Source organism: Polynucleobacter sp. MWH-Berg-3C6 (genome assembly GCF_018881855.1).
Lineage (GTDB): Bacteria > Pseudomonadota > Gammaproteobacteria > Burkholderiales > Burkholderiaceae > Polynucleobacter.
In genome coordinates, this window is sequence record NZ_JACVPN010000002.1 from 1 (window position 1) to 12,445 (window position 12,445).

Annotated in this window: 12 protein-coding genes and 1 pseudogene; 5 read left to right on the plus strand and 8 right to left on the minus strand. The window is 44.7% G+C overall.

Annotation, left to right across the window (positions count from 1 at the left end; all coding sequences use genetic code 11):
• Positions 1-218, minus strand: a pseudogene (locus tag ICN13_RS04965) (flagellin FliC); the annotation flags it as partial.
• 371 nt (positions 219-589) lie between these two features.
• Here ICN13_RS04965 and flhA point away from each other — a divergent pair.
• Genes flhA through ICN13_RS04985 form a run of 4 tightly spaced genes read left to right on the plus strand, consistent with a single transcriptional unit; the run spans position 590 to position 5,638 of the window.
• Positions 590-2,677 (plus strand): flagellar biosynthesis protein FlhA, encoded by a 2,088-nt coding sequence (gene flhA / locus ICN13_RS04970; RefSeq protein WP_216139308.1) that lies wholly within the window; start codon positions 590-592, stop codon positions 2,675-2,677.
• 25 nt (positions 2,678-2,702) lie between these two features.
• On the plus strand, positions 2,703-4,109 hold the full coding sequence (flhF, locus tag ICN13_RS04975; protein ID WP_216139309.1) for a flagellar biosynthesis protein FlhF: 1,407 nt from the start codon (positions 2,703-2,705) through the stop codon (positions 4,107-4,109).
• Positions 4,106-4,906 carry a hypothetical protein gene (locus ICN13_RS04980; RefSeq protein WP_216139310.1) on the plus strand — a complete coding sequence of 267 codons (801 nt, stop codon included), beginning with the start codon at positions 4,106-4,108 and terminating at the stop codon, positions 4,904-4,906. The genes flhF and ICN13_RS04980 overlap by 4 nt, the downstream gene beginning before the upstream one ends.
• A gap of 21 nt (positions 4,907-4,927) precedes the next feature.
• Positions 4,928-5,638: a FliA/WhiG family RNA polymerase sigma factor gene (locus ICN13_RS04985; RefSeq protein WP_216139311.1), complete on the plus strand. Its 711-nt coding sequence runs from the start codon at positions 4,928-4,930 to the stop codon at positions 5,636-5,638.
• Positions 5,639-5,649: 11 nt separating this feature from the next.
• Here the strand turns inward: ICN13_RS04985 and ICN13_RS04990 are convergent, their stop codons facing one another.
• Genes ICN13_RS04990 through ICN13_RS05015 form a run of 6 tightly spaced genes read right to left on the minus strand, consistent with a single transcriptional unit; the run spans position 5,650 to position 10,234 of the window.
• On the minus strand, positions 5,650-6,039 hold the full coding sequence (locus ICN13_RS04990; RefSeq protein ID WP_216139312.1) for a hypothetical protein: 390 nt from the start codon (positions 6,037-6,039) through the stop codon (positions 5,650-5,652).
• The gene (locus tag ICN13_RS10225) at positions 6,040-6,357 is read right to left on the minus strand and encodes a flagellar biosynthesis anti-sigma factor FlgM (RefSeq protein ID WP_216139313.1); all 318 of its coding nucleotides are present in this window, start codon (positions 6,355-6,357) and stop codon (positions 6,040-6,042) included.
• Positions 6,358-6,370: 13 nt separating this feature from the next.
• On the minus strand, positions 6,371-7,063 hold the full coding sequence (flgA, locus tag ICN13_RS05000) for a flagellar basal body P-ring formation chaperone FlgA (protein WP_216139314.1): 693 nt from the start codon (positions 7,061-7,063) through the stop codon (positions 6,371-6,373).
• On the minus strand, positions 7,060-8,280 hold the full coding sequence (locus ICN13_RS05005; protein WP_216139315.1) for a hypothetical protein: 1,221 nt from the start codon (positions 8,278-8,280) through the stop codon (positions 7,060-7,062). The genes flgA and ICN13_RS05005 overlap by 4 nt, the downstream gene beginning before the upstream one ends.
• A complete protein-coding gene (locus ICN13_RS05010; RefSeq protein ID WP_216139316.1) occupies positions 8,280-9,851 on the minus strand; it encodes a hypothetical protein in 1,572 nt (523 codons plus the stop codon). Before ICN13_RS05010 ends, ICN13_RS05005 begins: the two co-directional genes overlap by 1 nt.
• Positions 9,848-10,234 carry a hypothetical protein gene (locus ICN13_RS05015; protein WP_216139317.1) on the minus strand — a complete coding sequence of 129 codons (387 nt, stop codon included), beginning with the start codon at positions 10,232-10,234 and terminating at the stop codon, positions 9,848-9,850. Before ICN13_RS05015 ends, ICN13_RS05010 begins: the two co-directional genes overlap by 4 nt.
• Positions 10,235-10,363: 129 nt before the next feature.
• On the opposite strand from ICN13_RS05015, the gene rpoN reads away from it, so the two are divergent.
• Positions 10,364-11,746, plus strand: a complete 1,383-nt coding sequence (gene rpoN, locus ICN13_RS05020) for an RNA polymerase factor sigma-54 (RefSeq protein WP_216139318.1) — start codon at positions 10,364-10,366, stop codon at positions 11,744-11,746.
• On the opposite strand, the gene ICN13_RS05025 is transcribed toward rpoN, so the two are convergent.
• The gene (locus ICN13_RS05025; RefSeq protein WP_216139319.1) at positions 11,743-12,441 is read right to left on the minus strand and encodes a glycosyltransferase family 2 protein; all 699 of its coding nucleotides are present in this window, start codon (positions 12,439-12,441) and stop codon (positions 11,743-11,745) included. The two genes, rpoN and ICN13_RS05025, sit on opposite strands and share 4 nt — an antisense overlap.
• Between the last annotated feature and the right edge of the window lie 4 nt (positions 12,442-12,445).

Consider the following 12,445-nt stretch of genomic DNA (forward strand, 5'->3'; position numbering starts at 1 on the left):
GAAATCGCATCCTTGGTATTGCGAATCGATTGATCCACAATGTTTTTAGTCCCTTTTAAAGACTCAGAGATCCCATAGCCAGCAGCATCATCTTTAGCACTGTTAATGCGAGTACCGGAAGACAATCGTTGTACAGAAGCAGACAAGCTTGCTTGAGCGGTGCTGAGGTTCTTTTGGGCATACAGTGATGCCATATTGGTACTAAGGACTGCGGCCATGTTTGATTCTCCTAAAACTGATTTGTTTAAATACTTCTACAGCTACTGTTACGGCAATAGCAGGAGATTTGTTTAGTTATTTGTTATAAATTATGGTACTAATTTATAAGTCATTGTTTTTATTATGTTTTTTATTATTTTGGTTTATTGAAAATTCCCCGTTTTAGTGGTTTTAGGAGGCCTACTTCTCTATTTTTCCCCTATAAAAAAGGGCTTTTAGAGTGCCCTCCCCCTCAAATCGATGCCTATAAAGCATTGTTATGGATGATTTAGGGCTTATTTCGAGTATGATTTGAAGGAAATTTCAGCTGTATTAGCACTTTTGTTGTTTTTATATTTACCAATCAAATCATAAAGTTAGGCTTTATTGCATGGCAGCACTTGGGATTACCCTTCAACGCTTAACTGGATCCTCTGCCAAGGCGGCAGTTCCCATTTTTGTGTTGCTGGTCCTGGTGATGATGTTGGTGCCATTACCTCCAATAGCACTTGACCTCCTTTTTACCCTCAGCATTGGTGTCTCTATTCTGGTGTTGATTGCGGCGATTAATATCCGCAACTTCAAAGATTTCATTGCTTTCCCCACCATACTGCTGCTTACCACACTGCTACGTCTATCGTTAAACGTAGCCTCAACTCGTGTGGTCTTGATTGATGGTCATAAGGGGCCTGATGCCGCCGGTAAAGTAATTGAGGCCTTTGGCCAATTCATGATTGGCAGCAATATTACTGTCGGTATCGTGATCTTTATTGTGATCACCATTATTAACTTTGTCGTGATCACCAAAGGCTCTGGCCGCGTAGCTGAAGTTTCTGCTCGCTTTGCTTTAGATTCCATGCCAGGTAAACAGATGGCCATTGATGCCGACCTGAACGCCGGGGTCATTAAGCAAGAAGAGGCTAAAGAGCGCCGCGCAGAGGTGTCACAAGAAGCTGACTTTTATGGCTCGATGGATGGTGCCTCGAAGTTCGTGAGGGGCGATGCCGTTGCGGGCATCATGATTTTGGTGATCAATCTGATTGGCGGAATCATGGTTGGGGTGATTCAAAACAACCTTAGCTTTACCACTGCGTTTAATACTTATGCGACTCTATCGATTGGTGATGGTCTCGTTGCACAAATTCCGGCACTAATCATTTCTACTGCAGCAGGTATTTTGGTTACCCGTGTTGCGACCGAAGATATGTTTGCCGACCAGGTTTCAAAACAGTTTGGTGGCAACAGTGTTGCCCTGGGCATTGCTGGCGCTGTTTTAGGAGTTCTAGGCCTTATCCCCGGAATGCCCCATATGGCCTTCTTAGGTTTTGCATCTTTATTTGGTGGACTATCGTGGCTTATTAAGAGGCGGGTTACCAAGGAAAAGGTGAAGGCGGCCGAAATTGCCGCATCTCCCGTCGCCCGCGCAGAGCTTGGCTGGAGTGATGTGCCGGTGATTGAACCGCTTTGTCTTGAGCTGCCTTATCGCTTAATTCCGCTGGTGGAAAAAGGTGATGAGAGCGACTTAATTAAGCGCATTCGCGCGATTCGCAGAAAATTCATTAGCGAGATTGGGTTTCTGACTCCATCTGTTCATATTCGCGACAACTTGCAGTTACAGGCAGAAACTTATCGCTTCTTGCTCTATGGTGCTGAGATTGGCCGTGGCCAATGTTTGCCAGATAGATTGCTTGCTATTCAACCTAGCGGTGCCGAACAAATTCCAGGAATTAAAGTGACTGACCCCACCTTTGGCATGCCAGCTATTTGGATCAACCCAAGCCAACGTGACGATGCAATTTCTAAGGGGTATACCGTTGTTGAACCAGCAGTGGTTCTTGCTACTCACTTAGATTACCTTGTGCACAAGCATGCCAATGAACTCCTTGGTAGACAAGAAACCCAAGATCTACTTGAGCACTTCAAAGCTAACTACCCTAAATTGGTGGAAGACGTCATTCCTAAAGTGGTGACGGTTGCCAACCTTCAACGCCTCTTGCAATTACTGCTTGAGGAAGGTGTACCCATTAAAGATTTGCGCACTATTCTGGAAGTAGCGAGCGAAGTCGCTCCTAAGACGCCTGATCCAATTGATATGTTGCAACCCGTTCGAATGGCCCTACGTCGCTCCATCGTTCAAAAAACCTTTAATGACTCCAATGAATTTACTGTTGTCGGAATTCAACCGGAGTTTGAGGGCTTGATTGAGCAGGCGATTGGAAATAACGCCATTGCTCCTGACGGCGTGATTGAGCCTTCATTAGCCCGTCTCTTCTGCGAAGAAGTCATGCGCGGTATTGATGCTTTGGAGGCTGACAACCTGCCCCCGGTGATTGTTACCACCAGTCGCTGCCGCCTCACCTTCTCTCGGCTTGCAAGACGGGTGCGCCCTGAGGCGATTGTCTTAGCAATGAGTGAACTGCCCCCTGGCGCCACCATCACCTATCGTGATACTTTATGTAAACAGACTGGTAAGTCATAATGAATCATTGGATGACTAGTTAAATATGGGCCCACAAAAATTTACCGCTGCCAATTCAGCCGAAGCTCTCAAGATGGTTCGAGACAAAATGGGCTCGGATGCCATGATTCTGTCGAGCAAGGATGTGGATGAAGGTGTAGAAATTGTTGCGATCTCACCAGATGCACTGGCTCATCTTGCATCTCAAAAAAATCCCTTCTTAGCTAATAAAACTTCAGGCAACCAGGATAGCAACGCATCAACACCTGAGCCTCAACTCAACACGCCAGTCTTTGAAGAAATTACTAAAGAAGTACTTCCTAAAATTACGACTCCGTCTATGGACGTTGGTGGCCTCATCGTAAAAGACATTATTACTAGCTCTCCAGCAGATGCCTCTAATGGTGCTAATGGTGTTAATGCCAACCCATTAGCTGCATCGTCTGTATCAGCGATGCCTACGATGCCAACTGAGAGCCCGCGCGTAGAACAACTCTTTTCAGAAATTGAGGTAGTTAAAAAACTGCTTCAATCGCATCTGGCCTCGAGCTACTGGAATAATCTGCAACAAGAGTCTGCTGGCCATGCCGAGGTCACCAAAACCTTATTGAGCGCTGGTTTTTCACCCAAGCTATGTGCCGAGCTTGTACAAAACCTAAGCGAAACCGGTGATGTCAAATCTTTATTAGCCGAAGTGCAAAAGCGTCTTGAGCACAGCATCAAGACTATTGATCCACTAGAAGCTTTTGATCGCGGTGGAATCTTCGCATTCATTGGGCCTACCGGTGTTGGTAAAACGACGACTGTTGCTAAAGTTGCGGCACGTTGCGTTCTGCGCTATGGCAGAAATCAAGTAGCTCTTTTAAGTACAGATACTTACCGAATCGGCGCTCAAGAACAATTAAAAGTATTTGCTCGCATTCTGGGCTTACCAGTCATCTCACTGCGTGATAGCGAAGATCTTGAATCAAAGCTCAATGAGTTATCGCAGCGTCACATCATTCTCTTAGATACCGCTGGCGTTAATCAGCGTGATGTCCTGATGATTGAACAGTCGCAACTCCTCAAAGAAGGTTCTCGCGATGCTCATCGCATTTTGGTGATGAGCTCCACCACCGATCTTCGAACCCAAGAAGACGTGATCATGCTCCATAATCAGGCCTCGATTGATGCCAACCAATCCCGCATCATGGGTGCCATTATTACCAAGACCGATGAGGCAGCTCAAATTGCCCCTGTTTTGGACTCATTGATGCGCCACGAGCTTCCTTTGATGTTCTTATCCAACGGTCAGCGCGTTCCAGAGGACTTAAGCCAAGCAAATGTGGCTTATCTGGCACATCGCGCTATGCATCCCCGCTCATTGAGTAATAATCTAAATGTGATGGACGATCAGATACCTGCCTTAATGGCAGATTACCTGAATGATTGGATGAAAAAGAATAGCCTATGACATCAAATGAGAATCGCACCAGTATTGGAAATACTGATCAAGCCGAAGGTCTAAGGACCATGTTCGGCCTTGCGCTTCCTAAGGTGTTTGTCATCAGCAGCGCACTGAGCAGCACCAATACTGCGGCACTTGGTCTTGGCACTGCTCATGCCCTAAAGGGCCTTGGTCATAAAGTACTCTTTATTGATGAGATTCCGGTCAGCGAGCGGCATAGCACCAACGGAATCCCATACCCAGTTCAATACGACTTAGGCCAGGGATTAGCCAATCTAGTACCTCTCTCAAAAAGCATTCGCCAGGTGGATGACAATTTATGGTTCGCCGTAGGATCCAAGATTGCAAACTATCAGAAGACTCGCAAAATTAACTCGATTCCGCTCGATGTACGGCTACGTCAGGCAGGGCTTGCGGTTGACTACATTGTGGTTGTCACCAATAAACCACTCCACTCTGTGATCCCCGTCTATAGTCAAAACGCCCATCACTTATTAGTCAGCGGCGTTGATGAAGCGTCCTCCATTAGAAGTATCTCCATGATGCGCGAGCTCATTGTGTATGGCGCTACCTCCACTATTCCGATCATGATGATTGGTGGTAATTCTGCTGGTCAAGGGCAAGTGGCGTTTGAAAAATTGCGCTCGATGGCAAAAAGCTATCTCGAGCAGTCCATCGAGTTATTAGCCTGGCTTGGGGCGAAAACTGTTGGTGAACTCTTTGGTGCTAATCAAGATAATGATTCTGACTTAATCATTCCGTCTAATACGTTTGACCAGATTGCTAAACGCATTAGTCAATAAGCTGATTTCTTAAAATTATCAATGCCCTTAGCTCGTAGTCAGACCTATAGTAATTCGAGCTTAGATGAGGACATCAAGAAGTACGCTCCTCTCGTTAAGAAAATTGCCTATCAAATTGTTTCTCGCTTATCTGCCAACGTAGAAGTTGACGACTTAATTCAAGAAGGAATGACTGGCCTTTTAGATGCCCTTCAGCGCTATAAGCCACAGCCCAACTTGAGCTTTGAGGTTTATGCAAAAACCCGTATTCGTGGCGCAATTTATGACTCATGCCGCCAAAATGATGTTCTTCCAAGACACCAGCGCGATCAGTTAACTGCATTAGAGAAGGCTACACGGTCTTTGGAACAAAAATTAGGCAGGGCTCCAGATGATAATGAGATTGCAGAGGCAGCTGGCCTGACTCTTGATGAATATTTTGCTACCTTAGGCAACATGGTTAACCTCATGCCCCTCGATGAGCTGCCAGATAACATGATGCCCATGGAACATAATGTGGACCCCGTGCAGCATCTATCTATGAAGCAGGTGGGTGCAAAACTGGAGGAAGCTCTAAAAATACTACCTAAAAATGAGCAGCTGGTGATGAGTTTGCACTACCAAGATGAACTGCCATTTAAAGATATTGCAAGTGTTCTGAACCTAACCCCAGGTCGTGTAAGCCAAATTCATTCTCAGGCGATGGTCCGCATTCGCGTCCATTTATCCAAAAGCTCGCACGAGCTTTCGTAAGACCTACTTACTTAAACTTTTTTGGAGAGGATGCCACTCTCCACCCCAGGAATAGATCCCTTATTGGAGTAGGTGGCTGAGTCTGATTGTTGGGCAATATAGGCCTGCAGCGCGGCATTTTTCTGGATCGCCAAACGGATCAATTCACCGTTAATTTGATGATCTAAAGTAGCGGCCTCTAACTTTGCATTCACTTCCTCTTTGAGAGGAGAAGGCAACTGATCAATATCTTTCTTTAACTGCTCGATTCCACCGGGATAAGCGTTCAGCTCATCTAAAGCAACTTGTGTTTTGGCTAGAGCATCAGTCATACCATCAATATCGTTTTGCTCAAGTCGCAAACGAAGATGCGCTAGGGAGCTAGCGACATTACTAATTTGAACCGCTGGATTGGAACTCAATTAAGAAGACTTTTTGCTATCGATTGCAGCGATTGCATCGCGCAACATGTTCTCAGCTATCTTAGGAAAATCAATCTTATATTCACCCTTGTCGATTAAGCGACGAATCTCTTGTAGAGCCTTCGCTTCTGACATGGTGGCTGCCGCTGATCCTGTTTGAGCTGCTTGAACTAAATCGGGATTAACAGCTAAATTTACTGCGGAATTTGTTGTTTTGGCATCGGCTGCGGAGTTATTTTGAGATACGCCTTGCCCACCAGCAGTCGTTTTAGACTCCGGATTTAGCGGAACAGATGTGCGCGTATCATTAATTTTCACAATAACCTCTTGATTATTCTAACTTAATTACAACTAAACCTTCACTTATTACTCGACCCTGCGCCTGCTTGCCACTGGCTAATTTAACCCGAATGGGGTCATTTATACCAGCTGCATTTAGTGCCGTTCCAGTACCTGAAGCTTCAAAACCCTCTCCTTGCACCTGAATTCGCACAGGATCTCCAGCCTTTATTACGGCTAAGTTCTTCAAATTGTTTAGGGTTATTAATCCCCCCGCCTGAATAGGCCTAATTGCCTGTCGCCCAATGGCCTGCTCAGGCTTCTGAATAAAACCCTCTGGCAGCTCTCCAATATCGCCCTGCGCTACCGAGAGGTCCTGGGCATAGACCCGCGAATTGCCCTGAATATAGCGGGCCGCAACGAGATATTCGGCATTAATCACGATTTTGACGGGTAAATTCATGGTCCAGTTAGCCCCATTGGTGCAGCGCAAGTCCAGATTCACCCTGCCCCATATTTTAGTGTTTTGGGGCAATAGGACCTCAACGCCGCCCGGGCATGAAGGGACCTTATTTTTAGTATTGAGGTACTCAATGCCAACCTTATAGGCGGGATCGCTTAATTGACTAAAAATAGCCTTTTTGACCGCCCTATCAATTTCCAAGGGGACCTGGGCAAATACCCAAGATGACCCTAAGCTCAAAAGCAGGCCAAGTAACCATCCACGATAAATATAGTGACTCATAAATACACCCAAGTATAGGGTTTACTAGCACCATCAAGTGCAACGCCCTTCATCCAGTGAGGCCCACTTAATAAGCCAGGCAACAGGAAGGTGTTCATATTAATAACAGGGTAAATTTCTGAGGCATGCAATGCATGAATTTCAACTCCGGCGCACAGACGCATCACTTTTTGAGCATCTGCAACGCCCCCCAGAACATCAACAGATCCTACTGGAGAATCTATCCCTGAGATGGAGAGCAGCTGAACCCAACTGACAGCATAAAACTTATCAGCGCGTTTAAAGGGAATCATCCGGATACGCTTCAGACTGCTTGGCAAAACAATTCGGACATACTCATTGGTCTGATCAATTCGACCCATGATTCTTCGCAAAATACCTCCAGCCAAATCCATCTGCATCGAATTAGTCTGGACACCACGAATATCGATAAACAGACTTAAGGCCTGTTTACTGGCGTGCATTGAAAACCCAGGCGGCAACAAACGCATTGCTTCAGCAAGAGTTTCCAAAATCTCTTGATCAGCGTATACGCCATCTGCCTCAATATGCTGAGACAAACCTTGGAGAGCATCCTTAAATGATGTCTGACCCAAACTCGTCAATGCATCTTGATGTTCTGCCAGCAAGAAATCCATTTCTGTAGAGCTAGCCATACCAGAGTGATTCACCATTTCTCGCACACGCTGCACAATATTGAGCCCATTGCGACGCTGAGGAAATAACATCTCAAAGTCCGGACTTAGGATCTGCCTTACCTCAGAAGAAATTGCAGGTGTCTGCGCTTGATGAGATGGTGCATCTAACTGATCCTGATTAGCAGAAAAAGAATTTCGTTGATCAGTAGTAGAAGTATCCATCCGTTGGGACATTAAATCTGACATCGCCGCGGAGATTTCACCAATTACTGCAATCTGCTGTGGCAGCGGTGCATTGGGATTTCCTGACTCTAGTGCAAGCAAGGCCTTCTTGAGCAGCTCAATAAATCCTTTTGCAACTGGCAAAATGGCTGGGTTCTCTAGTCCAAGCTGCCCTGAAATATCGGAAGTCAGGGCGCTAATTTGGGCTAAGCCCACACTGCCCAAGGCATCAGCAAGATCTCTTGCATGAAGTGCCGCCTGTTGCATGGATGGCGGGTCTTGCTCAAGAGAAATAACCAGCCCCTCAAAGGAGCGATTGATATCGACAATAAATAAGGCTAAATAATCACTTGTCACTAGTAAGTATCCGCTCTGCTACCGCCAGTCTCATCTTTGGAGGTCTTACTGTAGTCTTTTTGAATGGCGCCCTGCAGAGCAACGTCCATCTCCTCTAGTACGCCTTCCATTCGGGTAACTTGTCGATCTAACTGACTCAAGGCAACAATTAAAGCCTCAGACTCTCTAGAAATATTTTGCAAATCATGGCTTTCAATATTTCTCTTTTTCAAGAAACTATCCACAATGGATTGCTGTAAAGAGGCCAAAGAAGCATCCATATTTTCAACAATCTTATTTAAGCGCATTGCGCACTCAGGCATGCTAATCGGACTTTGGCTGCCGGCGCTAGAGAGAGTCAACTGAAGTGCTTGCTCCCGCAAAGCCGTAATCTCAGACTGTAAGCGCTTTAAATCAGTCTCAGCAACCTGTGTTGGCACCATGCTCTCAACCGCCTTGCGACGAGCTGCAAAATTTTCATCATTAATAATGGTATGAAAACGCTTAATCGCATTCAACACCTTGCCACTAAGCTGGCTGATTTGGCTGATGGCAACTTGGGTATACGGCAGGATATCTTGGGTTTCTTTGAGGGCTGAAATCTGCTCGGAAGAAGATCCAATATCGCCGAAGTTACCAAAGCCAAAACTACGACCGATCACAATATTAACAATTAATGCTCCAACAATACAAATAATGGTGAGCATCCTCAATGCATTCATTAAGAGGTCACTATCCGTATTATTGAGCTCCGTCTCCATACTACTCAATAAGCTGGTCAAGCTATCGCGATCTTTGGTGAGGTCAAGCAACTTCACTCTAGCGGCATTAAATTGATTGATTGCCTCAAGGTATTCACCGCTCTTGGCCCACAAAGGCATCTTTTTAAGCGCCTTATAAATCTCCGCCTGGCGTGGTGATAACTTATCTGCTGCAGCCAAATTATCCAAAGCGCCTCTTTGTTCAGCCAGCTGCGTGAAACTAGTTTGCAGAGTGCTAAATGCTTCACTATCTGGAGGTCCGTTTAGCCATGATGGACCAAGCCTGCCGATAGTGTTGAGCAACTCTGCCGTCTTGCGCATTGGTGAATCAGTACGGATTCGACCAAGATCAAGCATTCCACCTGCAGAGGAGAAATTTAAAAACGATTCAAATCCTGTAGATAAGGCCGTAATTTGCTTTTCTTTTGAAAGCAGCACCTTCAGGTTGTCACGAATCACAATCAAACGTGCACGCAAGTGCTGATCAGACTTCACCTTATCATTTGCCAGCTTTTCAAGATTAGGGTCAAGACTATCTGATCCTAAAAACTTATCGAGTTGCTTATAGTTTTTATTGAGCATCAAGAAATAACCAGGTACAGGCTCACGAGGCGCCTCCAATGAGGCTCTAAGGGAGCCCTGGGCTTCTATGCCAGCCTTTATAAACTTCACCTTCTGGGAGACCTCTGCAGCACGGGTAACTTGCTCCCGCCCTAAAAAGTAGGTTGCAGCCATTGCACCTAATGCGATGATCAGCAACAGGCTAGAAATCATTTTCTTCATGGCTGCACCAGTGAGACGCATGCCTCCGATTTGTAACTGGCCGATCATGTCATCTCCACTAAATCGATTACGGGTATAGATAAATTACTGCACTGAACTGTGCCATCGTGATTAATGTCAGATTCAAATGGCCCATAAGTTTTTGAAGCTCTAAACCCAATATGGGCATCATCATTATTCTTAAGAATGATTGCCCAAGTTAATGGCAAATTCATATCATTAAGGAGCGCAGTACTCTGATTAAAATTAAACAATTTGTGAGGCGCTACTAAAAAAACGGGTACGCCTTCATACACTTCTAAACGATCTTCAAGCCAACCAATCTGCTCTCGATCACCCAGATGAAAAATAGAAGAAATGCTCGACAAAGGAAGACTAAAACGTTGGCCTGGTATCTCAAACCCGAACCACTGATTTTCGTGTGAGCTCATTAATCTAGATTCAAAATTGGTTTTATTAAACTACCATCAAATATGAGGTAAACCGCTGTTATTTCACAATATATTCTTAATCTGAATATTACCTTAATTAGCTAAATTTTAGGGCAAAATAAGGCGGTAATGAAGGTTAACCTTGGTCAAAAACTATCTAGCCAGCTAACGCTAACGCCACAGCTAAGGCAGGCTATTCGCCTCTTACAAATGTCGGCCCTAGAAATTGAGCAAGAACTCATCCAAGCTGCCGACGAAAATCCTTTTCTAGATTTTGATAACAGCCCCAGCGAAGATTTTGTTGATCCGATTCTAGAATTCTCACACCGCTCTTCATCCTCCAAGCTACAAAGAGTCGATGCTGAAGATATGGAGGAGTTCTCTACCCTCTCCAAAGAAGATACCCTGCTTGAATTCCTCATGCATCAGATATCAACGGTTAGGGCAAACCCCGACGTCAAAAAGATTCTATATTTCTTAGCTGGTTGCGTAGATGAGAAAGGCTATCTGAGGGAGTCCCTTGAAGAACTCAGAGCAAGCCTCGATCAATTAGATCTGTCTGTAGACTTATCCGAACGAGACCCCCTTTTTGATGAAGCCCTGGGATTACTTAAAAAGCTAGATCCTCCTGGTGTGGGCGCAATGAATCTGCAAGAGTGCCTATTACTACAACTTGAAAATACTAGCGATGCAGATGAACACATTGTTCAGGTTGCTGGCGATATCGTGACCCATTGTCTTGAAGAACTGGGCAAGAATAATCACGACAAAATGAAGCAAAAAGTGAAATGCAAAGATTCAGCCCTGCATGGCGCCATCAAGCTGATTAAGTCACTCAACCCTTCTCCTGGATTGCAATACTCAACTGATCCAGGTCAGGTAGTCACGCCAGACGTCTTTATTAAAAAGGTAAATAAGCGCTGGGTTGTGGTGCTCAACCCCAATAACCAACCCAATGTTCGGCTCAGAAGTGAATATGTTGAAGCTGTAAAAGACATCAAGAACACCCCAGAAAACATGCCATTCTTGGAAAAGTTTAATGAAGCCAAGGTATTAATTAGGAGCGTTAAGCAACGCGGCGACACGATTCTTAAAGTAGCCCAGGCAATTGTAGAAAAACAACAAGGCTTCTTTGAGCATGGCGACCTCGCGATGCAACCTTTGTTGTTAAAAGAAATTGCTGAGACAGTCAGTTTACACGAATCAACCATCTCTCGAGTAACTAATCAAAAGTATCTGCAATCGAGCCGCGGCACATTCTCTTTCAAGTACTTCTTTGGAGGTCAAATTAGTCGTGAGGCCGGAGAAACCGTTTCAGCCAAGGCAATACAGACTTTGATTAAACAAATGATTCAGAGTGAATCGACTGAAAAGCCATTGTCTGATGGTGATATTTCTACCCTGCTGAATAATGAAGGCTATCAAATCGCCAGAAGAACGATTGTCAAATATCGAGAAATACTTCGAATACCGCCCGTCCACTCTAGGAAGAAGCTCAATCAAGAGCTTTAAGCCGAAATACCTAGCTTTTTATAAAACCGAATATCGGCCTGGTCGCGCATAAAGTCTTTGATAGATAAATTGGATGCGCCTTGGGTAGTTTTGTTTTTATCCCAGGTATTAAATTTGTGTTGAATTAGCATCACCGTGGATTTTGAATCTAACTGAATCATTGGCTCCGTAAAACCATTGGTAAAGCTAGGCTCCTCTTGAGCTTTCTTGTCATTATCATAGGAGCACTTATCAAGATACTCCCGCTTAAATGCAAAACTATTTGCAGTAGCGTGATTGGGGCCAAAAGGTCCAGATACAGAAACTTTATTGGTAAACGTGTTGTAAATAAATATCTTGGATGAGCCGGCAATTAGCTTTTCTGATTTGGATAGCATCTCTACTGCGTGACTAATACGACTTGGTGGGTAGTAATCATCATCATCAAAATTGATCAAGATTTGGCCCTTGGCTTGCTCTCCCAAGAAGTTTCTTTTAAAGCCTAGTGTTTTTCGCTCATCAAACTTAAAGTATCGAATTCTTTTATCTTTTGATAGTAGATCTTCAATGGGTTCTTCCCCATCATCTGCAATCAATATTTCAAAGTCACCTAGATAATTCTGCCGATAAATATTCTTTAAGTACTGCGGTATAAATAAACGACGATTGTAGGTGGGGGTGAGGATGCTGACTAGTAATTTAGCTTTGCCATTCATGATG

What these genes read in the sequence shown, in the direction of transcription:
- flhA (WP_216139308.1), top strand. Translation starts at nt 590, where the DNA reads ATGGCAGCACTTGGGATTACCCTTCAACGCTTAACTGGATCCTCTGCC.
- flhF (WP_216139309.1), top strand. Translation starts at nt 2,703, where the DNA reads ATGGGCCCACAAAAATTTACCGCTGCCAATTCAGCCGAAGCTCTCAAG.
- ICN13_RS04980 (WP_216139310.1), top strand. Translation starts at nt 4,106, where the DNA reads ATGACATCAAATGAGAATCGCACCAGTATTGGAAATACTGATCAAGCC.
- ICN13_RS04985 (WP_216139311.1), top strand. Translation starts at nt 4,928, where the DNA reads ATGCCCTTAGCTCGTAGTCAGACCTATAGTAATTCGAGCTTAGATGAG.
- flgA (WP_216139314.1), bottom strand. Translation starts at nt 7,063, where the DNA reads ATGAGTCACTATATTTATCGTGGATGGTTACTTGGCCTGCTTTTGAGC.
- ICN13_RS05010 (WP_216139316.1), bottom strand. Translation starts at nt 9,851, where the DNA reads ATGATCGGCCAGTTACAAATCGGAGGCATGCGTCTCACTGGTGCAGCC.
- ICN13_RS05015 (WP_216139317.1), bottom strand. Translation starts at nt 10,234, where the DNA reads ATGAGCTCACACGAAAATCAGTGGTTCGGGTTTGAGATACCAGGCCAA.
- rpoN (WP_216139318.1), top strand. Translation starts at nt 10,364, where the DNA reads ATGAAGGTTAACCTTGGTCAAAAACTATCTAGCCAGCTAACGCTAACG.
- ICN13_RS05025 (WP_216139319.1), bottom strand. Translation starts at nt 12,441, where the DNA reads ATGAATGGCAAAGCTAAATTACTAGTCAGCATCCTCACCCCCACCTAC.